General features: G+C 64.9%; 34 protein-coding genes and 3 tRNA genes. 31 read left to right on the forward strand and 6 right to left on the reverse strand.

Features of this window, described 5'->3' with window-relative positions:
- Window positions 1-32: 32 nt before the first annotated feature.
- The 5 genes from tig to AC5P74_RS15835 all read right to left on the reverse strand — a co-directional run bounded on the left by tig (window position 33) and on the right by AC5P74_RS15835 (window position 2,872).
- Window positions 33-1,328, reverse strand: a complete 1,296-nt coding sequence (tig, locus tag AC5P74_RS15815) for a trigger factor (protein WP_206620841.1) — start codon at window positions 1,326-1,328, stop codon at window positions 33-35.
- A gap of 189 nt (window positions 1,329-1,517) precedes the next feature.
- Window positions 1,518-1,602: transfer RNA gene (locus AC5P74_RS15820), tRNA-Leu, on the reverse strand.
- 136 nt (window positions 1,603-1,738) lie between these two features.
- Window positions 1,739-2,107, reverse strand: a complete 369-nt coding sequence (locus tag AC5P74_RS15825; RefSeq protein WP_346607562.1) for a hypothetical protein — start codon at window positions 2,105-2,107, stop codon at window positions 1,739-1,741.
- Window positions 2,108-2,522: 415 nt separating this feature from the next.
- Window positions 2,523-2,598, reverse strand: a tRNA-Lys gene (locus AC5P74_RS15830).
- Between the two features lie 198 nt (window positions 2,599-2,796).
- Window positions 2,797-2,872 (reverse strand) — tRNA-Lys (locus AC5P74_RS15835).
- A gap of 444 nt (window positions 2,873-3,316) precedes the next feature.
- Here AC5P74_RS15835 and AC5P74_RS15840 point away from each other — a divergent pair.
- The 21 genes from AC5P74_RS15840 to AC5P74_RS15940 all read left to right on the forward strand — a co-directional run bounded on the left by AC5P74_RS15840 (window position 3,317) and on the right by AC5P74_RS15940 (window position 15,516).
- On the forward strand, window positions 3,317-5,752 hold the full coding sequence (locus tag AC5P74_RS15840; RefSeq protein WP_005412423.1) for a DNA-directed RNA polymerase: 2,436 nt from the start codon (window positions 3,317-3,319) through the stop codon (window positions 5,750-5,752).
- A gap of 44 nt (window positions 5,753-5,796) precedes the next feature.
- Entirely contained in the window at window positions 5,797-5,940 is a 144-nt protein-coding gene (locus tag AC5P74_RS15845) for a hypothetical protein (RefSeq protein ID WP_005412422.1), read from the forward strand.
- The gene (locus tag AC5P74_RS15850; protein ID WP_049397849.1) at window positions 5,933-6,217 is read left to right on the forward strand and encodes a hypothetical protein; all 285 of its coding nucleotides are present in this window, start codon (window positions 5,933-5,935) and stop codon (window positions 6,215-6,217) included. The genes AC5P74_RS15845 and AC5P74_RS15850 overlap by 8 nt, the downstream gene beginning before the upstream one ends.
- On the forward strand, window positions 6,217-6,375 hold the full coding sequence (locus AC5P74_RS15855) for a hypothetical protein (RefSeq protein WP_154267700.1): 159 nt from the start codon (window positions 6,217-6,219) through the stop codon (window positions 6,373-6,375). The genes AC5P74_RS15850 and AC5P74_RS15855 overlap by 1 nt, the downstream gene beginning before the upstream one ends.
- Entirely contained in the window at window positions 6,375-7,040 is a 666-nt protein-coding gene (locus AC5P74_RS15860; protein ID WP_004154595.1) for a hypothetical protein, read from the forward strand. The genes AC5P74_RS15855 and AC5P74_RS15860 overlap by 1 nt, the downstream gene beginning before the upstream one ends.
- Window positions 7,024-7,461 carry a RusA family crossover junction endodeoxyribonuclease gene (locus tag AC5P74_RS15865; protein ID WP_160314062.1) on the forward strand — a complete coding sequence of 146 codons (438 nt, stop codon included), beginning with the start codon at window positions 7,024-7,026 and terminating at the stop codon, window positions 7,459-7,461. Before AC5P74_RS15860 ends, AC5P74_RS15865 begins: the two co-directional genes overlap by 17 nt.
- The gene (locus tag AC5P74_RS15870) at window positions 7,462-7,824 is read left to right on the forward strand and encodes an N-acetylmuramoyl-L-alanine amidase (protein ID WP_004154593.1); all 363 of its coding nucleotides are present in this window, start codon (window positions 7,462-7,464) and stop codon (window positions 7,822-7,824) included.
- Between the two features lie 11 nt (window positions 7,825-7,835).
- Complete coding sequence (locus tag AC5P74_RS15875) at window positions 7,836-8,222, forward strand: helix-turn-helix domain-containing protein (protein WP_004154592.1); 387 nt, start codon at window positions 7,836-7,838, stop codon at window positions 8,220-8,222.
- The gene (locus AC5P74_RS15880; RefSeq protein WP_049434079.1) at window positions 8,219-8,398 is read left to right on the forward strand and encodes a hypothetical protein; all 180 of its coding nucleotides are present in this window, start codon (window positions 8,219-8,221) and stop codon (window positions 8,396-8,398) included. The genes AC5P74_RS15875 and AC5P74_RS15880 overlap by 4 nt, the downstream gene beginning before the upstream one ends.
- Window positions 8,399-8,549: 151 nt before the next feature.
- Window positions 8,550-10,016, forward strand: coding sequence for a toprim domain-containing protein (locus AC5P74_RS15885; protein WP_005412418.1), 1,467 nt, complete (start codon window positions 8,550-8,552; stop codon window positions 10,014-10,016).
- 165 nt (window positions 10,017-10,181) lie between these two features.
- Window positions 10,182-10,430 carry a hypothetical protein gene (locus tag AC5P74_RS15890; RefSeq protein ID WP_005412417.1) on the forward strand — a complete coding sequence of 83 codons (249 nt, stop codon included), beginning with the start codon at window positions 10,182-10,184 and terminating at the stop codon, window positions 10,428-10,430.
- A gap of 10 nt (window positions 10,431-10,440) precedes the next feature.
- Window positions 10,441-11,091, forward strand: coding sequence for a Gabija anti-defense Gad2 family protein (locus AC5P74_RS15895; protein WP_049434078.1), 651 nt, complete (start codon window positions 10,441-10,443; stop codon window positions 11,089-11,091).
- 12 nt (window positions 11,092-11,103) lie between these two features.
- Window positions 11,104-12,978 (forward strand): DNA polymerase, encoded by a 1,875-nt coding sequence (locus AC5P74_RS15900; protein WP_065428010.1) that lies wholly within the window; start codon window positions 11,104-11,106, stop codon window positions 12,976-12,978.
- Complete coding sequence (locus AC5P74_RS15905; protein WP_050483582.1) at window positions 12,960-13,298, forward strand: hypothetical protein; 339 nt, start codon at window positions 12,960-12,962, stop codon at window positions 13,296-13,298. Before AC5P74_RS15900 ends, AC5P74_RS15905 begins: the two co-directional genes overlap by 19 nt.
- Window positions 13,295-13,660: a hypothetical protein gene (locus AC5P74_RS15910; RefSeq protein ID WP_005412414.1), complete on the forward strand. Its 366-nt coding sequence runs from the start codon at window positions 13,295-13,297 to the stop codon at window positions 13,658-13,660. Before AC5P74_RS15905 ends, AC5P74_RS15910 begins: the two co-directional genes overlap by 4 nt.
- A gap of 28 nt (window positions 13,661-13,688) precedes the next feature.
- Window positions 13,689-13,814, forward strand: a complete 126-nt coding sequence (locus AC5P74_RS15915) for a hypothetical protein (RefSeq protein ID WP_258013034.1) — start codon at window positions 13,689-13,691, stop codon at window positions 13,812-13,814.
- The gene (locus AC5P74_RS15920; protein ID WP_004154585.1) at window positions 13,811-14,059 is read left to right on the forward strand and encodes a hypothetical protein; all 249 of its coding nucleotides are present in this window, start codon (window positions 13,811-13,813) and stop codon (window positions 14,057-14,059) included. Before AC5P74_RS15915 ends, AC5P74_RS15920 begins: the two co-directional genes overlap by 4 nt.
- The gene (locus AC5P74_RS15925; RefSeq protein WP_049434075.1) at window positions 14,056-14,346 is read left to right on the forward strand and encodes a hypothetical protein; all 291 of its coding nucleotides are present in this window, start codon (window positions 14,056-14,058) and stop codon (window positions 14,344-14,346) included. Before AC5P74_RS15920 ends, AC5P74_RS15925 begins: the two co-directional genes overlap by 4 nt.
- Complete coding sequence (locus AC5P74_RS15930) at window positions 14,343-14,492, forward strand: hypothetical protein (protein WP_160314061.1); 150 nt, start codon at window positions 14,343-14,345, stop codon at window positions 14,490-14,492. Before AC5P74_RS15925 ends, AC5P74_RS15930 begins: the two co-directional genes overlap by 4 nt.
- Window positions 14,489-15,322, forward strand: a complete 834-nt coding sequence (locus AC5P74_RS15935) for a hypothetical protein (protein ID WP_004154583.1) — start codon at window positions 14,489-14,491, stop codon at window positions 15,320-15,322. The genes AC5P74_RS15930 and AC5P74_RS15935 overlap by 4 nt, the downstream gene beginning before the upstream one ends.
- On the forward strand, window positions 15,310-15,516 hold the full coding sequence (locus AC5P74_RS15940; protein WP_049397854.1) for a hypothetical protein: 207 nt from the start codon (window positions 15,310-15,312) through the stop codon (window positions 15,514-15,516). The genes AC5P74_RS15935 and AC5P74_RS15940 overlap by 13 nt, the downstream gene beginning before the upstream one ends.
- 3 nt (window positions 15,517-15,519) lie before the next feature.
- Here AC5P74_RS15940 and AC5P74_RS15945 read toward each other — a convergent pair whose 3' ends face one another.
- Entirely contained in the window at window positions 15,520-15,837 is a 318-nt protein-coding gene (locus tag AC5P74_RS15945) for a hypothetical protein (RefSeq protein WP_150359514.1), read from the reverse strand.
- A gap of 95 nt (window positions 15,838-15,932) precedes the next feature.
- Here AC5P74_RS15945 and AC5P74_RS15950 point away from each other — a divergent pair, with 95 nt between their 5' ends.
- The 10 genes from AC5P74_RS15950 (at window position 15,933) to AC5P74_RS15995 (ending at window position 23,653) form a co-directional block, all read left to right on the forward strand.
- The gene (locus tag AC5P74_RS15950) at window positions 15,933-16,469 is read left to right on the forward strand and encodes a deoxynucleotide monophosphate kinase family protein (RefSeq protein WP_049434072.1); all 537 of its coding nucleotides are present in this window, start codon (window positions 15,933-15,935) and stop codon (window positions 16,467-16,469) included.
- A 64-nt stretch (window positions 16,470-16,533) separates the two neighbouring features.
- Window positions 16,534-16,713: a hypothetical protein gene (locus AC5P74_RS15955; RefSeq protein ID WP_049434071.1), complete on the forward strand. Its 180-nt coding sequence runs from the start codon at window positions 16,534-16,536 to the stop codon at window positions 16,711-16,713.
- Between the two features lie 20 nt (window positions 16,714-16,733).
- Entirely contained in the window at window positions 16,734-16,886 is a 153-nt protein-coding gene (locus AC5P74_RS15960; protein WP_005412406.1) for a hypothetical protein, read from the forward strand.
- Entirely contained in the window at window positions 16,879-18,435 is a 1,557-nt protein-coding gene (locus AC5P74_RS15965; protein WP_005412405.1) for a portal protein, read from the forward strand. Before AC5P74_RS15960 ends, AC5P74_RS15965 begins: the two co-directional genes overlap by 8 nt.
- Window positions 18,436-18,452: 17 nt before the next feature.
- Window positions 18,453-18,596, forward strand: a complete 144-nt coding sequence (locus AC5P74_RS15970; RefSeq protein WP_004154577.1) for a hypothetical protein — start codon at window positions 18,453-18,455, stop codon at window positions 18,594-18,596.
- Complete coding sequence (locus AC5P74_RS15975) at window positions 18,596-19,381, forward strand: capsid assembly protein (protein ID WP_049434070.1); 786 nt, start codon at window positions 18,596-18,598, stop codon at window positions 19,379-19,381. The genes AC5P74_RS15970 and AC5P74_RS15975 overlap by 1 nt, the downstream gene beginning before the upstream one ends.
- A 26-nt stretch (window positions 19,382-19,407) precedes the next feature.
- On the forward strand, window positions 19,408-20,361 hold the full coding sequence (locus AC5P74_RS15980; RefSeq protein WP_049434069.1) for a major capsid protein: 954 nt from the start codon (window positions 19,408-19,410) through the stop codon (window positions 20,359-20,361).
- Between the two features lie 99 nt (window positions 20,362-20,460).
- The gene (locus tag AC5P74_RS15985; protein WP_005412402.1) at window positions 20,461-21,051 is read left to right on the forward strand and encodes a phage tail tubular protein A; all 591 of its coding nucleotides are present in this window, start codon (window positions 20,461-20,463) and stop codon (window positions 21,049-21,051) included.
- On the forward strand, window positions 21,051-23,183 hold the full coding sequence (locus AC5P74_RS15990; RefSeq protein ID WP_171968787.1) for a phage nozzle protein: 2,133 nt from the start codon (window positions 21,051-21,053) through the stop codon (window positions 23,181-23,183). The genes AC5P74_RS15985 and AC5P74_RS15990 overlap by 1 nt, the downstream gene beginning before the upstream one ends.
- A complete protein-coding gene (locus AC5P74_RS15995; RefSeq protein WP_049434065.1) occupies window positions 23,180-23,653 on the forward strand; it encodes a hypothetical protein in 474 nt (157 codons plus the stop codon). The genes AC5P74_RS15990 and AC5P74_RS15995 overlap by 4 nt, the downstream gene beginning before the upstream one ends.
- The last annotated feature ends 30 nt before the right edge of the window (window positions 23,654-23,683 follow it).

Raw genomic sequence — 23,683 nt, forward strand, 5'->3', positions numbered from 1 at the left:
AAGGCGCGGGGCATCCGGTGATCCGCCCGGGCTTACTGGCGGATCGCGTCCTGGAACGACAGCTTCTCTTCGGTGTGCTGGGCACGCTCGGCGATCCAGTCGATCACCTGCTCTTCCATCACACGGTTCTGCAGGCCAGACATCAACTGGGGGTCGTTGCGGTACATCTCAATGACCTGCTCCGGCTCTTCGTAGGTCGAAGCGATCAGACGCATCGTTTCATTCAGGCGCTTGGCTTCCAGACGCAGGTCGTTGATGCGGGCCACTTCACCGACCAGCAGGCCGACCAGCACGCGCTTGGCGGCAGCGTCCTTGAAGCCCTCGTGGGCATCGGCCGGGATCTCGCCGACGTTCTGGCCGTTACGGCGCAGCTGCTCGACCTGCTGGGCCAGCATGGCGCGGGCTTCGTTTTCGACCAGGCGCGGCGGCATTTCGACCGAGGAGTAGGCCGCGATCAGCTGCTCGCCCACTTCGCGGCGCAGGCGGTTCATCAACGCACCCTTCAGCTCGCGCTCCAGGTTGGCGCGGATGTCGCTGCGGAACTGCTCCACATCGCCGCCCTTCACGCCGAAGCTCTTGATGAAGGCTTCGTCGACCGCCGGCACGATCGGCTCGGAGACCTCGGTGACCTTGACGGTGACCTGCACGGTCTTGCCGGCCAGCACCGGCACGCGCCAGTCAGCCGGGAACTCGACGTCCAGGGTCTTCTCTTCGCCCTTGGCCAGGCCGACCAGGCCCTTCTCGATGGTGTCGAACATCATGCCCTGGCCGAGCACGATCGAACCCTTCTCGGTGCCCTCGGCCGGCAGGCGCTCTTCGCCGGCCTGCGACCAGGTTTCCACCGCGACCAGGTCACCGTCCTGCGCGCCACGGCTGACCGGGGCCCAGGTACGACGCTGGTTCTGCAGGTTCTCGATCATCTGGTCGATGTCGGCGTCGGTGATCTCGGCGGTGTGGCGCACGACGGTCAGCTTGCTGACGTCGATGTCGCCGAAGTCCGGCACCACTTCCACGGTGGCGACGAAGGAGAACTCACCCTCGTCGCCCTTGTCGATGCGCGGGCTGCCGACGATGCGCAGGTCGTGCTCGCGCACGGCCGCATCGAAGGTTTCGCGCAGCAGGCCGTCCAGCGCCTCGCCACGGACCTGCGCGCCGAAGCGCTGCTCGATCACCTTGGCCGGCACCTTGCCCGGGCGGAAACCCTTGATGCGGGTGGTACGGGCGATTTCGCCGAGGCGGCCGACGATGTGGCTCTGCAGACGCTCTTCCGGCAGCGAGAAGCTCAGGCGGCGTTCCAGGTTGCCGGTGGATTCGATCGAAGCTTGCATGTTGACTCCTGCCACCGGTGGCCCAGGCCCCCGGCTCGATGATTGGGATGAAACGGTTGTAAGGACGCGACGTCTGGGACGCGCCTGCTTGCCGCAGCCCTTTAGTTTCGCCCAATTCGGCTTGCACTGCCAGCGCGTGCCGGTCAAGGGGGCGCAGATGGCCCGATCAGGGCGGGGACAGGCCGGCACTGGTGCGAAAGGGGGGACTCGAACCCCCACGCCTTGCGGCACTGGAACCTAAATCCAGGGCGTCTACCAATTCCGCCACTTTCGCGTGGCCGGCGCAGGTGTTCATTGTCGCAGGCGATGACGGGAAGCGGAAGGCCTGCACAAAACTGAACATGGCAATTGTGCGCAGCCCGCGCGTTGAACCACCCCGGCGAGCGCAAGCTCATCCGGGGTGGCGGGGGTCACTGCTGCGGCCTGGCCTTGGCCGACGCCGTATCGGCACCCTGCCCGGCTGCAGGATCCACCTCGCGAATCTCCGCGCCCCCGTCGCCGGTGCGCCGCAGGGCCGCCGACTCCGGTGTGGCCTTGCGCACATCCACCGAACCATCCGCATTGCGCTGCACGTCCACCGCATCGGGCAGGGCCTCCCGCTCTGCCGGCTGAGCCAGCTGCATCTGCATGGCCTCACCGACCGGGCGTGCAGGAGCGCTCTCCGTGCCAGCATCGCGTTCGACGGTCTGCGCGGGATCGTCGGCGGGCGCGCAGGCCGCCAGTGCCAGCAACGCGAAGGAAACCCACAGCGTGCGGTGCAATCGATTGATATGAGCCATCAACATCGTCCTTCGTGCATGCGCCGTCGGCGCGGAAGATCCATTGGGTGCGATGCAGGACACGATGCGGTGAGATGCAGCGCACAGCATTGAAAACACTGATGACGTGTATGCCGCTGATTTCAGCATTGCTTCAGTCGATCCACGCCAGGCGTGGATGAAATCCCCCAGCGAACAGGCAAGAAAAAAGCCACTTGGCGAACCAAGTGGGAAGCTGCCGCGCATTCGCGCCGCAGCCCCACGCTTTGCGCGGCAAAGCGCGGGCCCCACTTCATCAGCCGCCACTTCCCCGCGGCTTCGCCGCGCCCCCTTGACTCAAGGGGGCTCCACTCCAGCCAGCACCGCTGGCATCTGCAGATGCCCCCCAGCGAACAGGCAAGAAAAAAGCCACTTGGCGAACCAAGTGGCTTTCGTCTGGTGGGCTGTCAAGGATTCGAACCTTGGACCTATTGATTAAGAGTCAACTGCTCTACCAACTGAGCTAACAGCCCGAAATCGGGGCGCGAATTATGACCCGATCCGCTCGGTGGGTGCAAGCACTTTTTTCAACGTGGTTGAAACCAGCACTGCGGGGCCCGCTCCTGCTGCAGATCCACGCCAAACGGGTTCTGCAACGCGTGATCCATCGGAACGATGGGAGTCACACCTATAAGAAAAAAGCCACCTGGCGTACCAGGTGGCTTCTGTCTTGGTGGGCCGTCAAGGATTCGAACCTTGGACCTATTGATTAAGAGTCAACTGCTCTACCAACTGAGCTAACGGCCCGTGAAACTCAGACGCACATTGTAGCGTGCTTTCTGTTTATTGCAATACCGTTTCGGCTGCGCCGATGCGGTTGAATCAGTGGGGTGGCTGAGGGGATTCGAACCCCCGACCACCGGAATCACAATCTGATTCCGCTGATCTTGAACCCCAGCAAGTGCAAGCACTTACGAGACGCACAGCGTAACAGGTGACATCACGGGTGACAACTAGGTGACGCCTAGTGCCGTCACAGGTGACGCGAGGTGACGCCGAATAAAGTGGTCATCTTCGGCGGACCTCTCCTAGGACAACCATTCAGAACTACTCATTGCTGTTCACCACCGAGGACTACTACAGTTCCACATAGGTCCACCCAGGACCAACAACCGAACCACTCAGGACCGTACCGGGCAGCCCCCGGTGCGGTCCTCCCGTTTTGACTTTTGCATCCCCCGAGGGCAAACGATGACGACTTGGCAAGAGAACGACCTGCACGCCGCCCAGCTCGAACTGGAGAAGGAAAGCACCAGCCTGGGCATTGCCCGCTACGAGAAGATCAGGGAGCAGCGCCAGGAGGCCGAGACCGGCCCCGGCCGCAAGCTGGTCATGGAGAGCATCGACGCCACCGCCGCCGCGATCATGGCGTTCGTGGCCGAAGCCGACACCGGCAAGCCGGGCAAGCGCCACGCCGCCCTCAAGTTCATCCGCCACCTGAACCCCCACGCCCTCGCCTATCTGACCAGCTTCACCTGCGTCAACGCGCTGGTCGCCGATCACCGCAAGGCGGTGTCCGTGGCGATCACCCTGGGCCACGAGGTAGCCAACGAGATCAACTTCTCCCTGCTCCGCGAGAAGCACCCCGGCCTGTACCGGGTGGTCCAGGAGCAGCTCAAGAAGTCCACCTCGGCCCGGCACTCCACCGCCGTCATGCGGCACGTCATCGCCGACGCCGAGTTCGCCCCCGAGGACGACAAGCGCCTCTACCTGTCCGACAAGGACGCGCTGCTGGTGGGCATGAAGCTCATCGAGCTGTTCGTCGAGGCGACCGGGCTGGTCGAGCTGGTCACCGTGGCCGAGCGTGGCAAGCGCCACCTGCTCATCGCCGGGAATCAGAAGGTGCTCGACTGGCTGACCAAGGCCCACGACAGCGCCGCCCTGTACCAGCCGGTGCTGATGCCGATGGTCGTCCCGCCCCGTCCGTGGACCACGCCCCGCGACGGCGGCTACCTGACCGACATCGGCGGCCGGGCTGACCTCGTGCGTACCCGCAACCGCGCCTACAAGCGCGAGCTGGCGCTGGTCGATATGCCCAACGTCTACCAGGCCCTCAACGCCATCCAGGCAACCGCCTGGAAGGTGAACGTGCCCGTCCTGGAGGTCATGCGCGAGCTGTGGAACGCAGGCGGCGGTGTCGCCGGGCTGCCGGAGCGCGAGCTGATGGACCTGCCGAGCCGCCCTGCCCTGCTGGAGACCGACCCGGACTACTTCAAGGAGCACCACGCCGACGAGTTCAAGGAATGGAAGCGCGACCGCGCCAAGGTCTACGAGGCCAACGCGCGCAGCGTGTCCACCCGCCTCGCCGCCGCGCAGAAGATCGCCCTTGCGGAGAAGTTCGCCGAGTACCCCGCGATCTACTTCCCGCACAACCTCGACTTCCGCGGCCGGTGCTACCCCCTGCCCCCGACGCTGACCCCGCAGGGTGATGATGCGGCCAAGGGCCTGCTGACGTTCGCCCAAGGCGTGCCGCTCGGCGAGGACGGTGCCTACTGGCTCGCCATCCACGTCGCCAACTGCTTCGGCGTGGACAAGGTGTCGTTCGAGGAGCGCGTGGCCTGGGTGCGCGAGCACGAGGAGCAGATTCTCGACAGCGCCCTCGATCCGCTGGACGGCCAACGCTTCTGGATGGACGCCGACAGCCCGTTCTGCGCGCTGGCCGCGTGCTTCGAGTGGCTCGGCTACAGCCTCAACGGCCGCGATCACGTCTCCCATCTGCCCATCGCGCTCGACGGCTCCTGCAACGGCCTCCAGAACTTCTCGGCCATGCTCCGCGACTCCGTGGGCGGCGCAGCCACCAACCTGATCCCGCAGCCGAAGCCCGCCGACATCTATTCGCGCGTGAAGGACGTGGCCCAGGAGAAGCTGCGCGCCCGTGCCGAGAGCGGCGACCCGCTGGCGATCAAGCTGGACGGCCAGCTCACCCGTGACATCGTGAAGCAGCCGGTGATGACGCTGCCCTACGGCGTCACGAAGTCGGGCATGCGCGCCCAGGTGCTCTCCAAGTTCAAGAAGCTGGGCATGGAGGACGATTGGGAGACCGCCGAGTACCTGGCGACCCTGCTGTGGGAGTGCATTGGCGAGGTGGTGATCGCAGCCCGCGCGGCGATGGACTGGCTGCGTGACGCCTCCAAGGTCGCCTCGTCGGCCGACCTGCCGGTGAGCTGGACGACCCCTGCCGGCTTCCCGGTCCTCCAGGAGTACCGCGAGGAGGAAGGCGTCCGCATCCGGCCGCACGTCGGAGGCCGCGAGGTGAATTTAGTGGTCAACATCGGCGGTACTAAGCTCGACCGTCGCAGGCAGACCCTCGGGATCAGCCCGAACTTCGTCCACTCCTGCGACGCCAGCCACATGATGCTGACCACCTGCCTCGCGGCAGAGAACGGCATCGAGTCGTTCGCAATGATCCACGACTCCTACGGTACGCACGCAGGCCAGGCAGCAATCCTCGCCGCCGCACTCCGACAGGCGTTCGTCGATCAGTACAGCGGCGACGTACTGGCCGACTTCCGACAGCAACTCGTCGAGCAGCTCCCGCCAGAAGCGGCAGAGAAACTCCCACCCCTCCCGCCGCATGGCGACCTGGACCTCAGCCTGGTGCTGGAGTCGCGCTATTTCTTTGCCTAGTCCACCCCCCTTTGGCAATTGATACCCCAAACGAGAACATCCACATGAGCATCAACTACCAGCACGCACTGAACACCTACGTTGCTCAGGACCACTTCGGTGTGGTCCTCGGCATCTACAACCCGGCCGAACACGGCACGGTCGAGGAGTTCAAGCACCGCATGACGGAGCTGCACGCAGGTGCGTGATCGCGTCATCGACGGACTGCACTCACGTTCTGCCGAGAGCGCCGCACGCGGCGCTTTCGTCGTGATCGACAGCGTGCAGTCCCTCGGCCACCCGGCCGATCAGGTGATCGGCTTGGCGTGTGCCTTCAAGAACTTCTGCGAAGTGCTCAGCCTCGATCCGATGGAAGTGCTGCGGGTCGTCTCGCGCATGGAGCAGGACTGCCGCTACCGGCAGGTCAACACCCTCAACGCCGTGCGCCGCTACGCGGAGCGCGAGCTGAAACCGCACTACCCGTGATGCGTGACCCGATCACCGACGCCTTCATCGACGAGGCGCTCATCGGCTTCGACATCGACGAAGCCTTCGGCATTTCCGCCGACACCCCGCTGACCGCCGCCGCTGACCTGTGGCGCGCGGGCATCTATCTCCCGACCAACTACGAGACCGACAACTGATGGCAACCAAGAAGCGCGAACGATTCGTCTCCCCCAAGGGCACCGCAGTGTGGCCGCGCCTGAACGAACCGGACACCAAGTTCAAGCCGGAAGGCGAATACACCGTGAGCCTGGCGTTCGACCCGAACGACAAGGACTTCAAGGCGCTGGCGAAGAAGCTGGAAACCCGGCGCGACGAGCTGTTCCAGGAGTTCCTGAGCGAGAACCCGAAGAAGAAGAAGGGTGCCGAAGTGGCCCCGGTGTTCACCGAAGAAACCGACGAGAACGGCGATGACACCGGCCGCGTGCTGGTGAAGTTCAAGATGAAGGCCAGCGGCGTCAGCAAGCGCACCGGCAAGAAGTTCACCATGCGCCCGGACATCTTCGACGCCCGCGGCAAGAAGATCGACAACCCGCCGCAGATCGGCGGCGGCAGCGAACTCAAGGTCTCCTACGAGATCGGCGGCTCGTTCGTCGAATCGGCCAAGAAGTTCTACCTGACCTGCTACATGGTCGCCGTCCAGGTGATCGAGCTGGTCGAGTTCGGCCAGCGCAACGCCAAGGACTACGGCTTCGGCGAGGAGGACGGCTACGAGGCCGCCGACAGCGCGCCGTTCAGCGACAGCGATGACGACTCGGACGACGACAGCGACTCCGACGACGAGGGCGATGACGGCGACTACTGATCCGCTGTCGGTCATCGTGGACACCGCGAGGGGGGCCGAGCATTTGGCCTCCCTCACGTTCCCGTTTGACCCGGTGCCCGCCTCGCGCCCGAAGGTTTCGCGCTGGGGCGTCTACTACGGCAAGACCTACAAGACCTGGAAGGAAGCCGCAGAGAAGCATCTGCCAGCCGGTGACCTGGACCTGTCGCCGACCGATCCGGTTTTAGTGGTCATCATCGCGGTATGCAAACGCGCCAAGACCTCGAAGGCCGCGTTTCCCAAGGGCGACGTGGACAACCTCGCCAAGGGGCCGATGGACGTTGTGACCAAAGCCACCGGCTATTGGGCCGACGACAAGCAAGTCATGTGGCTGCTCTCCGGTAAGCGCTGGGCGCAGCCGGACGAAGAACCACGCACCGAAGTCCACCTCTACAAACTCTAAGTGCGCCTCAAACCTCTGGAATCGGTAGAGGCGCTGTTCGTCCTCGCCAGCATGACCCGCCCCGAGCAGGTCACGACCGGCGAAGAACTCGCACGCCTGCACCGCTCGCAGGGCTACTCGAAGATCGCCGTCCACTTCGTCATCGAACGTGACGGCTCGATCTACGACGGTCGCCCGCTGAATCAGCCCGGCGCTCTCGCCGGTAAGCACAACCAATCCGCATACCAAGTCTGCCTCCTGGGCGGCGTCAACGACGCCATGCAGCCCGAGGACAACTTCACCGAAGCCCAACACGCCGCGCTGCGACGCCTGCTCGCCGCCTACGGCAAGCCCGTCGTGTGGGCACCTGACTTCCCTCGATAGGAGAACCCAACGTGAAACCGCTGCCCCCGCAAACCCAGGTCGTCCTGGATCACCTGCGTCGCCACTCGCACCTGACCTCGTGGCAGGCCGAAGGCGTCTACCGCATCCGCCGCCTTGCCTCGCGCGTCGATGAGCTGCGCGCTGCTGGCTTCGAGATCGAAACGCAGACCTGCGAGGACGCCTCGGGGCAGCGGTACACGCGCTATCGCCTGTCGCGCCGTCAGCGCCGCAGCAAGGCTCCGCTCCTGGAAGCGCGCCGCGCTCCGAAGCAGTACCGCGTCGATGCGCTGCTCCAGCTGTATCGCAACTACTGCACCGACGAGCTGGGCCTCGACGCCAACGATGCGACCGAAGAAGTCGCCGCATTCACCAAGTTCCTGCTGGAGAAGAACGCATGACCAACACTGCCACCACCGTCATTCCGTCCGCGATGCGCCTGGCTTTCGAGCGCGCATGGGCGAGCGCCGACAAGCCCTTCCGCGGCCTGGGCCGCACCGTCAAGGGTGCGCTGAATCGTCGCCTCGGCATTTCCTACCGCAAGCGCATGTGGTCCGTGGAGCGTGCAAAGCGCTGACTCCGAATACCTCCACAAAGAGCCGTGCCCGAACTGCGGCAGCAAGGACAACCTTGCGCGCTACAGCGACGGGCACGGCTACTGCTTCGGCTGCGGTCACTACGAGCCAGCCGAAGGCGAGGAGGTCTCTCAACCCACCAGCAGGAAAACCATGAGCGACTTTGCGAAGGGTGAACCGCAAGCCCTGGCGAAGCGCGGTATCACTGAGGAAGCATGCCGTAAGTACGGCTACTGGATCGGCAAGGACAAGCACGGCAAGACCGTGCAGATCGCCAACTACAAGCGCGATGGCGGCATCGTCGCGCAGAAGCTCCGCTACCCCGACAAGAAGTTCTCGTTCATCGGCGACTCGAAGGCGTGCGGGCTGTTCGGCCAGCACCTCTACGAACCGGGGCGACGCCTCGTCATCACCGAAGGCGAGATCGACGCGCTCTCCGTGGCGCAGGCACTCGGCCTCCGCTGGCCGGTGGTGTCCGTCCCGAACGGGGCGCAAGGCGCAGCCAAGTCCATCAAGCGCGAGCTGGAGTGGGTCAACGGCTTCGACGAGGTTGTGCTCATGTTCGATATGGACGAACCGGGCCAGGCCGCCGCGCAGGAAGTGGCGCTGCTGCTGACTCCCGGCAAGGCCAAGATCGCACAGCTCCCAGCGAAAGACCCGAACGAGCTGCTCCAGCGTGGCGACGCCGAGGCGATCACTCGCGCCATCTACGAAGCGCAGACCAAGCGCCCCGATGGCGTGGTGACGTTCGGCTCCCTCAAGGAGAAGGCACTCAAGCCGGTCTCGATGGGCATGCCCTGGCACGACCCGCGCCTCACCGCGCTGACCTACGGCAAGCGGTACGGCGAGGTCTACACCTTCGGCGCAGGCACCGGCATCGGCAAGACCGACTGGCTGATGGAGGAAGCAGCCTTCATCGCGCAGGAAACCGGCGACCGTGTTGGCCTGTTCTTCCTAGAGCAGCAGCCGGTCGAGACGGCGAAGCGCATGGCAGGCAAGGTTGCAGGCCGCCGCTTCCACGTTCCCGATGGGAGCTGGACGCAGGAGGAACTGGAAGCCGCGTTCGAGATTCTCGACAAGGGCCAGGTGTTCATCTACGACCACTTCGGCTCGTCCGAGTGGGACGTGATCGAAGCCAAGATGGCCCACATGGTCGTCGCCGAGGGCGTCAAGCACATCGTCCTCGACAACCTCACGTCGTTCGCGGCCGGTGCCGAGGACGAGCGGAAGATGCTGGAGGACACGATGGCGAAGATCGCGCAGTTCGCGCAGCGCCACCTCATCTGCATCTACCTGGTCTCGCACCTCGCCACGCCGGAAGGCAAGCCCCACGAGGAAGGCGGGCGCGTGATGCTCCGTCACTTCAAGGGCAGCCGCGCCATCGGCTTCTGGACGCACTTCGCCTTCGGCCTGGAGCGCAACACGCAGGCCGAGAACGAGGCCGAGCGCAACTGCACGACCTTCCGCGTCCTCAAGGATCGCTTCACCGGCCAGTCGAACGGCCAGGTTCTCTACTACAGCTACGACCACGCATCCGGCCGTCTGCTCAATGCAGATGCTCCGGGCGAATACGGCGACTTCGCCGACGAGTCATCCGATGTATCCACCTCCGACTACTGACGGCCGCTCGGTCGTCGGCTTCATCCCAGCTGATGCTCCGCTCTCCTTCGCTGAGAGCCTCGTTCTCCCCTACCAACTCCCGCGCTCCGACCAAGCCTGCCGTGTCATGTACGGCAAGCCAGGGCGGCGCGTGGTCATCCACATCAAAGCCGAGGAACTACCCCAATGAAAGAGATCGTCGCCATCGCAATCGACCTGCTGACCGCCCCGTTCCGCAAGGACACCGTGACCGACGTGGTGAAGGTGCTGGAGGGCCAGGTGGACAAGCTGTTCAAGATCAGCGCCGACCGCATCGCCACCGCCTCGACGCTGCGCGACAAGGCCGATGTCCTGCACTCGCAGGCCGACGAGCACGAGGAAGAAGCCGAGCGCGCACTGCGCGTCGCCGAGCGCTTCACCAACCTGATCCGCTAAGGGACCAACCATGACTGCCGAGCAACACGCTCGGTCCCTGTTCGACGTGTTGCCGGCCGAAGTCCGCCACCTGGTCATCCTGGGTGGCGGAAGCCTGCGCGCGTTCTACGACGGGACCGAAATCAAGGACATCGACTGCTTCTTCGTGTCACTTGCGAGCTACACCTACGTGGCCGCGTACCTGAGCGGCCGTAGCGACTGGACCAGCGAAGCCGCTCCGAACGGTATCCGCAACTTCCGCTCGCCCGAGGGTCACCTCGTGAGCCTGATCGGCTTCGAGTTCGGCACGCCGCACGAGCACTGCGCCCGCTTCGATCTGCGGTGCTGCGCCCATGTCGCCATCTACGAACCCAGCACCGACGAGGTGGTGGTCGTATCCCTCGAAGGCGCGGTTGCCGACGCATCGGAGAAGCTGCTGTTCGTGCTGAACAACAACGGCACCGAGCGCACCATCCGCCGCATCACGCACTACGTCGAGGACTACGGCTACACGCTGCATCCCGACCAGCCCGAGCAGGACGAACTGTTCGAGGACGACGACTTCTCCGGCCACGCGCCGCAGGGCGTCCACACGCCGCCGAAGGCCCCCGAGCCGGAGTACATCCTCCGCGCCCGCCGCCGCGTCCGCGCAATCCCCGTAACCAACCACGGCTACCCGTAAGGAGGACCGCCGTTGATCCTCGTATTCGACTGCGAGACCAATGGCCTCCTCGACGAACTTGACACGATCCACTGCATTTCCCTCCAAGAGGTAGATGAGACCGGCGCACCGCGCGGTCCCATCCTGTCCGCCAACGATCACGGCACGGGCGAAATGACAGTCCGTCAGGCCGTCGAGAGGCTCAAGAAGGCCAAGCGCGTTGTCGGCCACAACATCGCCGGATTCGACATTCCGGCTATCGCCAAGGTGTTCCCGGACTTCAAGGTCCAGGCGTACTTCGACACGCTGCTGATGTCCACGCTGGTCTACCCGGACCTCAAGGACCGCGACTTCAAGGCCCGCAAGAAGCAGGGAGCGAACCCGGTGTTGCCGGGCAAGCTGATCGGCCGTCACTCCCTCGAAGCGTGGGGCTACCGCCTCGGCCGCTGGAAAGGCGACTACGCGGCGCAGATGGCCGCACGCGGCCTCGACCCCTGGGCACAGTGGTCTCAGGAAATGGACGACTACTGCGACCAGGACGTTGCGGTCACGCAAGCGCTGTTCGCGTTGTTGATGAGCAAGGGCCTCCCCACCGAGGCCATCGAGCTGGAGCAGGCCGTCGCGCCGATCCTCTCGCGTCAGCAGCGCTACGGCTACCTGTTCGATCAGGAGAAGGCGCGTGAGCTGGAGTGCATCCTCGTGTCCCGGCGCACTGCGCTGGAGGCCGAGCTGCGCAAGGTCATTCCGCCGTGGAAGGTGGTGAAGCGCAAGTTCGTACCGAAGCGCGACGACAAGCGCCGCGGTTACGTCAAGGGCGTGGAGGTCACGACCTACAAGGACGTGGTGTTCAACCCGGCAAGCCGCCAGCACATCGCTGACCGCTTGACTGCAATGTACGGCTGGCAGCCCCAGGAGTTCACCGAGAAGGGCCAGCCGAAGATCGACGAAGAAGTCCTGGGCGCGCTCAAGTTCCCGATCATCCCGCTCCTGCTGGAGCACTTCATCGTCAACAAGCGCCTCGGCCAGCTCGCCGAAGGCGACGAGGCGTGGCTCAAGGCCATCAAGAAGGACGGCCGCATCCACGGCAGCGTGAATCAGAACGCAGCGGTGACCGGCCGCATGACGCACTCGAAGCCGAACATCGCTCAGGTGCCGAAGGTCCAGCACTCGAAGGAGAAGGGAATCCTCAAGGGCCAGGAAGGCGGCTACGGATTCGAGTGCCGCTCGTTGTTCTGCGTCCCAACAGGGAAGCTCCAGGTCGGCGCGGACGCCTCGGGATTGGAGCTGCGCTGCCTGGCGCACTTCATGGCAAAGCACGACGGCGGCGAGTACGCCAAGGTCATCCTCGAAGGCGACATCCACTCCGTCAACCAATCGGCGGCAGGACTGCCCACCCGCGACAACGCCAAGACCTTCATCTACGCCTTCCTCTACGGGGCAGGCGACGCGAAGCTCGGCTCCATCGTGGGTAAGGGTCGCCAGGCCGGGGCGAAGCTCCGCTCGAAGTTCCTGGCCGGGCTGCCTGCGCTGGAGAAGCTGGTACGCGGGGTCAAGAAGCGCGCGGCCGAGAAGGGATACCTGATCGGTCTCGATGGCCGGAAGCTGCACATCCGCAGCGACCACGCCGCGCTCAACACCCTGCTCCAGTCGGCCGGTGCGCTGGTGATGAAGAAAGCCCTGGTGATCCTCGACGCCGACCTGCAAGCCGCAAGGTTGGTGCCGGGCGTCCACTACGAGTTCCTCGCCAACGTCCATGACGAGTGGCAGATCGAAGTGGACGAGGACAAGGCCGAGTTCGTGGGCAAGACCGCACAGGCTGCCATCCGCAAGGCTGGCGAATACTTCGGCTTCCGCTGTCCGCTCGATGGCGAGTTCAAGATCGGAAGGAATTGGGCCGAGACGCACTGACCCGCGGCAAGCGGGACATTGCACTCGCCCTGGTGCGCCAAGCGAAACGCCGGGCAGCAAGGAAGGGACTGCCGTTCGACCTCACGTCGGACGACATCGTGGTCCCCGACTTCTGCCCGGCGCTGGGCATCCCGCTGTACCGCGCTGTCGGGCGCAAGGCCCAAGGCCCCAACTCACCCACGCTCGACCGCATCGAACCTGACCTCGGCTACGTCCGGGGCAACGTGCGCGTGATCTCCGCACGCGCGAATCAGATCAAGTCCGACGCGACTCCCTCGGAGCTTCTGCGAGTCGCCTGTTACGTCCAAGAGAACCGATGAACCCAACCAACATCCTGCGCGCCCTCGCGGCGCTGCTGGTCGTTGCCGCGCTCGCGGCTGGCGGCTTCGCAGCCTGGAAGTACACCGCAATGGCCCAGCGCGTGACGGAGCTGGAGGAGTCGGCAAAGGAACTGGCCGACCTCAAGCAGACCGTCGAGACCCTCAACCGCGAAGCCGTGCGCCGCTCTGCCTTCGATGCAGCGCTGCGGAACGCCCGCGCCACCACCAACCGCTCTGTGGAGATTGCAGCAAATGCTGACCCGGAAACTGGCGATTACCTGTCTCGCCGCATTCCTGACGAGCTGCGCCGCGCACACCTCGAAAGTCGTGCCGGAGCAGTTCCTCCAGCCGACCGTCATTGAGGGCACGCACTCCTCACTCGACGCCGTGATGGCTGACCCGACCACCACCACCTACGACCTCTACCGCTTCGGCGGCAACGCCGAGGACGGCCTCCTGCGCTGCAACGCCGACAAGGCGAGCGCCCTGGAAGTCCTCAAGGAATCGAACCGATGAACGAGAATCAGCTTCGCGTGCATTTCATTGGCGGCCCCGCTGACGGCGATGTCCGCTTGATCGCTCCGTGTACTACCTACCGCGTGGCTGTGCTCGAACACCAGCCCGAGGTTCACGCCTACAACGCCAAGTGCCCGTGCTGCACGGAGCGCATGCTGCGCCCCGTGGAGTGGAACACCGCGATCTACTTCATCCGCCGCGTTGGCGAGAAGTGCTGGGTCGCCGTACACGAGAGCATGGCATGAAGCGCGCACTTCTGATCCTGGCGCTGTGCGCTGGCCTCGCTGCGTGCGACATGAAGCCTTGGCCGCCACGCGCCGATTACGGCTCGTGCCTGAAAGGACACACCGAGAGTGGCCTGATGCTGATCCCAAACAGCAATGGCGGATTCTCGTACATCCCCACCAGCGATTACGTCTGCGACGAGTACGAGTACCCGCTCGGCGACGGCCCGGAGTACCAGGCCGGAATGAAGCGCTACGCCGCCGAGCTACAGGCGTGGTATGAGCGTCACCCGGAGAAGCGGCCATGACTTCCTACGTGACCTATCGGCCACCGCATGCGGCCGGTTCCTGGGTCATCGGCGGCAACTTCTTCGTGCAGGTCAAGGAGCGTCCGAACTGGCTGCACCGCTGGTTCGCGCTGGCGTTCCTGGGATGGCAGTGGGTGGACGCATGAACAAGCGCGGCCCCCTGCTGCTGATCGACGCCGACGTGCTGCGCTACCAGCTCGCGTTCTCGAACACCGCGAACATCGACTGGAACGGCGACGGCAACAAGGTCGAAGCGATCCAGCCCGAGCGCGCGAAGGCGAAGCTGGAGGACTACATCGACGAGATCGTCGAGAAGTTCGGCGCGCGTGATTACCTGCTGGCCCTGTCCTGCAAGAAGCACAACTTCCGCAAGGACATCGACCCGACCTACAAGCTCAACCGCGCCAGCAAGGACAAGCCTGCCCTGTGGTACGTGCTCGACGAGTTCGTATACGACGAGTTCGGCGACAAGATCGTGGAGATCGAGAACCTGGAAGGTGACGACGTGCTGGGCCTGCTGGCCTCGCACCCGAATCCGAAGCGCGCGCCAGGTAGCCGCATCGTCGTGTCCATCGACAAGGACATGCAGACGATCCCCGGCATCCGTCTCTACAACCCCAACCGTCCCGACGTGGGCGTCCGGCCGATCTCGGCTCACGACGCTGACCTGTTCTGGATGAAGCAGGTGCTCACGGGCGACCAGGTGGACAACTACCCCGGCTTCCCCGGCATCGGCCACAAGGGCGCGGACGAGCTGCTCATGCCAATCCACGAGGCGTACCGCGATGCGTCCGTCGAGGAGCACCTCGGCGCGCTGTGGAACACCGTCGTCACCACCTACACCACCCGCATCCCCCGCGGCGGCACCGAGCCGCTGTCGAAGCACGATGCGATCCGCCAAGCACGCCTCGCGCGAATCCTGCGCTACGGCGACTACAACCCCAAGACCAAGGAAGTGAAGCTGTGGAAACCCTGATCCTGTTCATCACCATCGTCGCCGTGCTGGCCGTGCTGTTCGCCTTCGTCGCCTACGGCGCTGCCTGGCTGTGGTGGCGCAGCCTCAACACCCTCGAACGTGCCATGTACCGCGACGCCGCCAGTATCAAGCTGTGGCCCGCTGCTGTCGGCGCTGTCGGCGTTGCTTGGCTGGTCGCACGCTCGCTCGCGTGACGATTAGCCCCGCTTGGCCCTAGCGTTCTCCCAATCAGCAATTAATTCGTCCCGGACGTGATCCGCTGCAACCGGACGCACAACCTTGTCATGCAAAAACACTGTGACTGTCGGTTTGCCGTCAGCGGTCTCGCCGCCGACCACCTTGAGATTTACCAGCGACTGCACCCTATTGACGAGATTGTCGTGGTCTTGCTGAGCCTTAGCGGGAGGGGAATGCTCGTAACTCGCCTCAGCGGCTACGAAGCCGTAAATCCTGTCTGCGTAGTTCTGTTGCGTGTGCGTTACTTGTTCGTATTCGGCGTACTCGATCCCGTCCATAAGCGGCTCCTTTTCTGACCGCTGAGTATGCGGCATTAACATCCCTGTTGGTAACTGGCCCGCTTCGTGCGGGCCTTTCCTTTTCTGGAGTCCCCATGAAGATCATCGGAATTACCGGCCGCGCCCGTAGCGGCAAAGACACCCTGGCCGAGTTCCTGGTCAGCGACCACGGCTTCGTGAAGCTGTCCTTCGCGGCCCCGATCCGCGCCTTCGTGGCGGACATCACCGGCCTGCCGGTGTCCGCGATGGAGGACGGCCCGCTCAAGGAGGAGCCGCTCGACTGGCTCAACGGGCAGACCCCGCGCCGCCTGATGCAGACCGTGGGCACCGAGTGGGGCCGCGAAATGATCGACCGCGACCTGTGGGTCAAGGTGGTCGCGCAGAAGATCCGTCAGGCCCGCCGCGACGGCGCTGCTGGCGTCGTGGTGTCGGACGTTCGCTTCGACAACGAAGCGCAGTTCATCCGTGAGTGGGGCGGCCAGGTGGTCCAGGTGCTCCGCGACAGCGCGGCCCCGGTCTCGGCGCATGCCTCCGAGGCAGGCGTCCACGGCGACCTGATCGACACCGTGCTCGACAACAACGGCCCGATCCACCGCCTGCGGATGGTCGCGGAATCGCTGGCCCGACTCTAAGGGTTTAGTGGTCATCATCGGGGGAAACGACAGTTTCCCCACCTATTCATAACCCAGGAGTTCTATGCAAATCCCTCTGCACTCCTACGACCTGATCGACCTCCTGGACGAACTGCACCCCGAAGTGATCTACGACCCCGCCCAGCCGAAGGAGGAGTTCCTGCTCCGGCAGGGCGAGCGTCGCCTGATCCTGCGGCTCAAGGCGCTGCGGAAGGTCGAGCAGATGGATCACCGCGCCCGCTAACCATGTGCAGCAAGCCCAACATGCCGGACCAGCAGGAGAAAGACCCGATCCTGCTGACCCGCCAGGACACCCAGCCGACCGGCCACGCGGCCGATCAGCGGCGTAAGTCCAAGGTCCGCCTGGACCTGAACAACGCAACGCAGTACCAAGGACTGACCATCCCGAATGGCTGACGCCAAGCAGACCTCGGCCGAGAAGCAGACGGCCGCGAAGCGCTACGGCGATCTCAAGTCCAACCGCAAAGAAGCCGAGACGCGCGCCAAGCGCTGCGCCAAGGTCACCCTGCCCCGCCTGTGGGTGGACGAGGGCGCGAAATCGCGCACCCCCGGTTCCGCCTACATCGACACCGGCCCGAAGTGCGTCAACGCCCTGGCCTCGAAGATCGTGCTGGCCTGGCTCCCGCCGAACGCCTCGGTATTCAAGCTCGCGCCTGACCAGGCCGTCGCCGAGAACATCGCCGAGCAGGCTGGCGTGGAGACCTCCGAACTGGAGGCCGCGCTGGTGGACGTGGAGCGGGTCATCGTCAACGACCTGGAGACCAGCGGCGTTCGCCCGGTCCTCAGCGAGGCGGCCAAGCACGCCATCGTCCTCGGCAACTTCCTGCTCTACGACCCCGACGAGGGCAAGCCCAAGCTGTACCCGCTGACCTCCTACGTGACCGACCGCGATGGCCTGGGCAACGTGCTGGAGATCATCACGCTCGACAAGATCGCCCCGGCCATGCTGCCGGACTCGATCCGCGCGGCGGTGATGCAGAAGCTCGCCCAGGAACGCGACGAAAAGACCAAGAACGACGACGTGAACCTCTACACCTGGGTGCGTCGCTCGGAAGATGGCAAGGAGTGGGAAGTGGTCCAGGAGGTCGAGGGCGTCGAAGTCCCCGAGACCGTGGGCACCTACCCCATCGACGCCTGCCCGTGGATTCCCCTGTGCGCCCCGCCGTCCCTCGTGGACGACTACGGCGAGGGCTTGGTCTACGACTACGTGGGCGCGTTCGAGTCGCTGGAGGCGCTGCGCAAGGCGATCCGTAAGGGTGCCGCCGCCCTGGCGAAGATCATCATGTTCCTCAAGCCGACCTCGACGATCCGCGAGCGCCAGCTCACCGAGGCCGAGTCCGGCGCGGTGCTGCGTGGCGAGGCCAGCGACGTGACCACGCTCCAGCTCCAGAAAGCCTACGACCTGAACTTCGTGCGTCAGGAGGCCGAAGGGCTGGCGAACTCGCTGGAGCTGATCTTTGGCGTGAAGTCCGCCGTGCAGCGCCCCGGCGAGCGTGTGACCGCCTACGAAATCCGGGTGCTCACCCAGGAACTCGACGACGCCCTCAGCGGCTTCATGGCGATGTCGGGCGAGCAGCTCTTGCTGCCGCTGATCCGCCGCCGCCTGCACAAGCTCCAGAAGCAGGGTCGCCTGCCCGAGCTGCCGCAGGAACTCATCAAGCCGCGCATCACCGTAGGCATCGCCGCCCTCGGCCGCGGCCACGACCTGAACAAGCTGATCGAGTTCGGTCAGGCAGTGGATGCGCTTGTCGGCGCAGAGGAGAAGGCACGCCGCCTCAACAGTGGCGAGGCGATCTCCCGACTGGCCGCCGCTTCCGACATTTCCACCAAGGGCCTGATCCGCTCCGACGACGAGCTTGCTGCCGAGCAGCAGGACGCCTCGGCGCAGGAGGCGATGGTCCGTGCCGCTCCGAATATCGCCTCAGCGATGACCCAAACCCCGTAACCCCCGAGAAGGACGCAATGTCGAACGAAACCACCGAGAAGCCCGCCAAGCCGACCAAGGAAGCCCCGAAGGCTCCGAGCGTCGAGCGTAAGGGCAAGGCCGAGATCACCCGCAAGACGAACGGCCTGGTCATCGTCAACTACAAGCCCGAGGACAAGTAATGTCGCAGCCGGGCAAGTCCGAAGTGACCGTCAGCCTTGACGGCATCAACGGCCAGCCGACCCCAGGTCAGCAGCCGCCGCAGAACTCCCAGGACACCCAGCAGCCCGCACCGGGCGCGCAGGGTGGCACCGATGGCGAGCGCCTGTTCGGCGGCAAGTACAAGACCGTGGAGGAGCTGGAAGCCGCCTACGCAGAACTGAGCACGCCAGCCGACGACAAGGGTGGCAAGGGCGGCCCCGCGACCATCGACGACGCCACCGCGGATGACGCGCGTGACGCCCTGGCGCGGGCTGGCCTGAACCTGGACGACTTCGCCACCGAGTTCAACTCGAACGGCTCGCTGTCCGAGGAGAGCTACAAGAAGCTCCAGGACGCGGGCTATCCGAAGGAGCTGGTGGACGTGTACGTCGATGGCCTGCGCGCTCGCGTGCAGACCTACGAGAACGCCGTCTACTCGCCTGCAGGCGGCAAGGCCGGTTACGACGGCCTGGTCCAGTGGGCCAAGACCAACCTGAGCGCCGAGCAGAAGCGGGCGTTCAACGAAGCGGTGCAGTCCGGCGACGCCGGACGCGCAGCGCTGGCAGTCCAGGGCCTCGTCGCCCTCCGTGGCGGCAACGGCCGCCTTCTGAACGGCAAGACCGCGGCGAACGCCGATGCCGGTCCCAAGCCGTTCCAGTCGCAGGCGCAGGTCGTCGAAGCGATGCGCGATGTGCGCTACCACCGTGATCCGGCTTACCGCGCGGAAGTCTCCGCCCGCCTGGCCGTGTCGCCGCTGTTCAAGTAATCCACTCAACCTCAAGCAAGGACTAAATGTCGGACGCAATCCCCTCCCGCCTGGGTCAAGCCCAGGCCAACGGCGACGCCTGGGCGCTGTTCAAGCAGAACTACACTGCTGAAACCATCACCAGCTTCGTCGAGAACTACAAGCTGGACGGCCGCGTGTCGGTGCGCAACATCGAGAGCGGCAAGTCCGCCTCGTTCCCGAACGTCGGCACCATCGGCTCCGAGTACCATGTGCCCGGCACCGAGATCAAGGGCATGGTGGTCGAGCACAACGAGACCATCATCACCCTCGATCCGATGCTGATCTCGCACGCCTTCATCGCCAACATCGACGAGGCGATGAACCACTACGACGTGCGTTCCGAGTACACCCGTCAGCAGGGTGCGGAGCTGGCGCTCAAGCGTATGCAGAACGAGCTGCGCTGCGCGATCCTGGCCGCTCGCACCACCGAAGGCAAGGTCGAAGGCCAGCCGGGTGGTGCCATCATCAAGGCCGCCACGATGGCCTCCGATCCGACCGTGCTGGCCGATGCGTTCCGCAACGCCCGCATGCTGTTCGACGAGAAGCTGCTGCCGGACAACCCGCAGGAGTTCACTGGCGCACTGGCCCCGGCTCAGTGGTATCTGCTGACCGAGAACAAGGACTTGATCGACCGCGACATCAACGCGGAATCGAACGGCTCCTACGGCCAGGCGATCATTTCCTCGGTCGCTCGCATCCCGCTGGTGAAGATCAACGCGATGCCGCGTGTCGATGAGTCGGCCCTGGCCTCGATCCCTGCCAAGTACCGCGGCAACTTTGCGGACACCGTGGGCGTGATCTTCCACCGCTCGGCGGTCGGCACCCTCAAGCTGCTGGACCTGTCCCTGGAGGACGTGTACCAGGGCGAGAAGCAGGGCACCCTGATGCTGGCGAAGTACGCGCTGGGTCACGGCATCCTGGCTCCGCGCGGTGCCATCGAGCTGTCGAAGGCTCCGTAAGCAATACAGCGCCGTTGGGCAAATCCCGCGGCGCTTCAATCTCTCTCCATCTACGGGGGACATCCACATGGGTGTCCCCCGTTTTTTTGCCCCGAATCCATGAACCTCGAACTCACTCCGACCACGGAACTCGAAGCCGTCAATGTGCTGCTCGGTGCTATCGGCGAAGCGCCGATCAGCGACCTCGAAGCGCTCGGCAACCTGTACGCCTCGCAGGCGCGCGACACCCTCCGCGCGGTGAGCCGCGAGGTCCAAACCGCTGGCTGGTGGTTCAACACCAGCGAGTCGTTCACCTTCACGCTCAACGCGGAAGGCAAGGTGCTGCCGCCGCAGTCGATCCTCAAGCTCGTCCCCGCACGCGGAAGCGAGCCGCTGGTGATCCGAGGCACGCGCCTCATCAACCCGCTCACCCTCGCCGACACGTTCTCGTCGGCACCCACCGCCGACTTCGTGACCTGGTTCCTCGCCTACGAGGAGCTGCCCGAGTCGGCCCGCCGCTACATCGCCGTGCGCGCTGCGCGTTTGTTCCAGACGAGCGTGCTGGGTAGCGACCAGCTCTACGTGTTCACCGAGAAGCACGAGGAGGAGGCATACCTCATCTTCGCGCAGGAGCACGCTGACTTCACCTACGCCCGCGGCCACAACTTCCTCAGTGGCTCGACGGACGTGTCTGATATTTGGGACCGCTGATGCCGCTAATCACGGGGGACTATCCCTCGTTCCTGGGAGGCGAGTCGCAGCAGGACGATACCGTCCGCTCGCCGAACCAGCTCACCAAGGCGATCAACGCCTGGCTGCATGCCGCAATGGGCGCGGGCAAGCGCCCGCCCGCCGAGTTCGTTGCTGGACTTGGCGTCACCCTCGATCACGACTGTGCCTTCCACTCCATCGTCCGCGATGAGAACGAGTGCTACATCGTCGCCGTGGGTCACCGCAGCATCCGCGTGTTCGACCACGAGACCGGCAAGGAATACACCGTCAATGCCACGGGCGACGCGCTCAACTACTTGGACACCCAGGGACAGCGTGCGTGGTCGTGCTTCGCGCTGGCGACGTTCTCCGACACCACCTTCATCGTCAACCGGCTGGTAGACGTGAAGCAGAGCGACGAGCTGTCGCCCGGTTCGCTGTACGGATCGGCGCAAACGATGTCCGACCTGCCGAAGCCCGGTGACAAAGGCTCGGCCGTTGTGCCGACCGGCGCGATCTACAACATCATCGGCTCGTCCGAGTCGCAGTTCGACGACTACTACGTCCAGAAGCAGTCCTCCTCGGTCTACCTGGAGGTCGCCCGGCCGGGCATCAAGCACCGCTTCGATGCCAAGACGATGCCGCACATCCTCAAGCGCATCCCCGATCCGGTGCATGCGGACGGCTTTTGGTTCTCCTTCGGTGGACCGGAGTGGACCGCTCGCCTCGCGGGTGACGAGCAAAGCAACCCGTTCCCGTCCATCGACGGCCAGCGCATCCGCGAGGTGTTCAAGCACCGGGACCGCCTGGGCTTACTGGCCGGGGAGAACGTGCTGATGTCCGAGGTCTCCGACCCGTTCAACCTCTGGCGCACTTCGGTGACCCAGGTGCTCGACGCCGACCCCATCGACGTAAGCGTCAGCGGGTCGAACGGCGTCACCACGCTCTACCACGCAGTTCCGTTCCAGTCGGCCCTGTTCCTTGCCGCTGCGGGCGGCCAGTTCCTCCTGACCGCCGAGCCGTACCTGGCCGCCAAGAACGTCAAGAGCGATCCGGTCAACAGCTACAGCAGCTCGCCGTACATCCGGCCGAAGCTGATGGGCGAGTCGCTGTACTTCACCGAGGACAGCGGCGCATACGCAAGCGTGCGCGAATACTTCATCGACGACCTGTCGGTGACCGGCGACGCCGCCGACGTGACCGCGCATGTGCCCAAGCTGATGCCGGGCCGCATGCGAGCGATGGCGAGCGCAAGTGGTGCCGACTGCGTGTTCTTCGCTCCTGACGAGCCGACCGACGCGCAGCTCTACGTCTACTTCGTCCGCTGGATCGGTGACGAGAAGCAGCAGTCCGCATGGACGCGCTGGTCAATCTCCGGCGTCGGCCGCATCGTCCACATGCACGCCATCAACGACGTGCTGTACGCCGTCGCGGAAGCGCCGGGAGGCGGCTGCGAGCTGCTCAAGTTCCGCATGGTGCTCAACCAGCACGACGCGGACGCCACGGGCGACTACAACTTCCTGCTCGACCGCATGCTGGTGGTGCAGCCCACCTATCAGCAGTTCGGCAACGAGACCTGGATCGACCTACCCTACATCGTGCCCGATGGCATGACGGTCACCGTCCTCAAGACGGACGACTGGCAAGACCCCGGCGCGTACCTCGACATCACCAAGGCGCGCTGGGACAACGCCCGCACCCGCCTCGCGCTCCCCGGTAACCACACCGAGGGCCGCGTGGTCGTCGGCATGGACTACGAGCACCGCCTCACGCTGACCAAGCCCATCGTTCGCGGCGGGCAGAACCAGGCCGTGCTGGTGGGCCGCACGCAGGTGCGTGACATCGAGGTCGCCTACAAGGACGGCGCGTACTTCGAGCTGGAGGTCGAGCAACACGGCAACGGCCGAGTCGAGACCTACGTGGCGTCGCACTCCGGTGCGTACACCGCGCGCGTCCTCAACGACTCGGTGTTCCGCACCAGCGCCCCGACGTTCCACTCCGGCTCTCGCCGGTTCCCCGTGCTGGGTGACGCCAACAGCGTCCGCATGCACCTCGTCAACCGCCTGCCGTTCCAGTGCTGGTTCCAGTCAGCACAGTGGCGCGGCATGTTCGTCTCCCGCAGCCGAGTATGACCCTGACCTATCGAAGCCCCACCGCCAGCGACATCCTCCACGTCGCCGAGAACATGCGGCAGGAGGACATCCTGGAGGTGGCGGCTTCGCATGGTCACACCCCGCTCCAGGCGCTCGCATACGCAGTGACCGCGAGCGACCGCAGTTTCGCCGCGATGCACGACGGTTCTCCCGTGTGCATCTTCGGCTTCACCCAGCACGCCGAGGGTATCGCCTCGGTTTGGCTGCTGGGCACCGACGCCCTGGTGGCTCCCTCGTTCCGCCGCACGTTCCTCCGAGAAGCTCGGCGGATCAGCGACGAGTGGGCGGCCACCTTCGGCACCATCTTCAACTTCGTCGATGTCCACGCCGTCACCACGCGGCGATGGCTCGGCTGGCTTGGCTTCCGCGAGAGCGGCGTCGAGTCCGCCTACGGCTTCGCCAAGACACCCTTCGTCCGAGTAACCAAGACCCCATGTGCAACCCCGTAGCAGTCCAGGTCGGTATCGCCGCAGTCAGCG

Source organism: Stenotrophomonas sp. YJH_SMC_94-11, assembly GCF_059370435.1.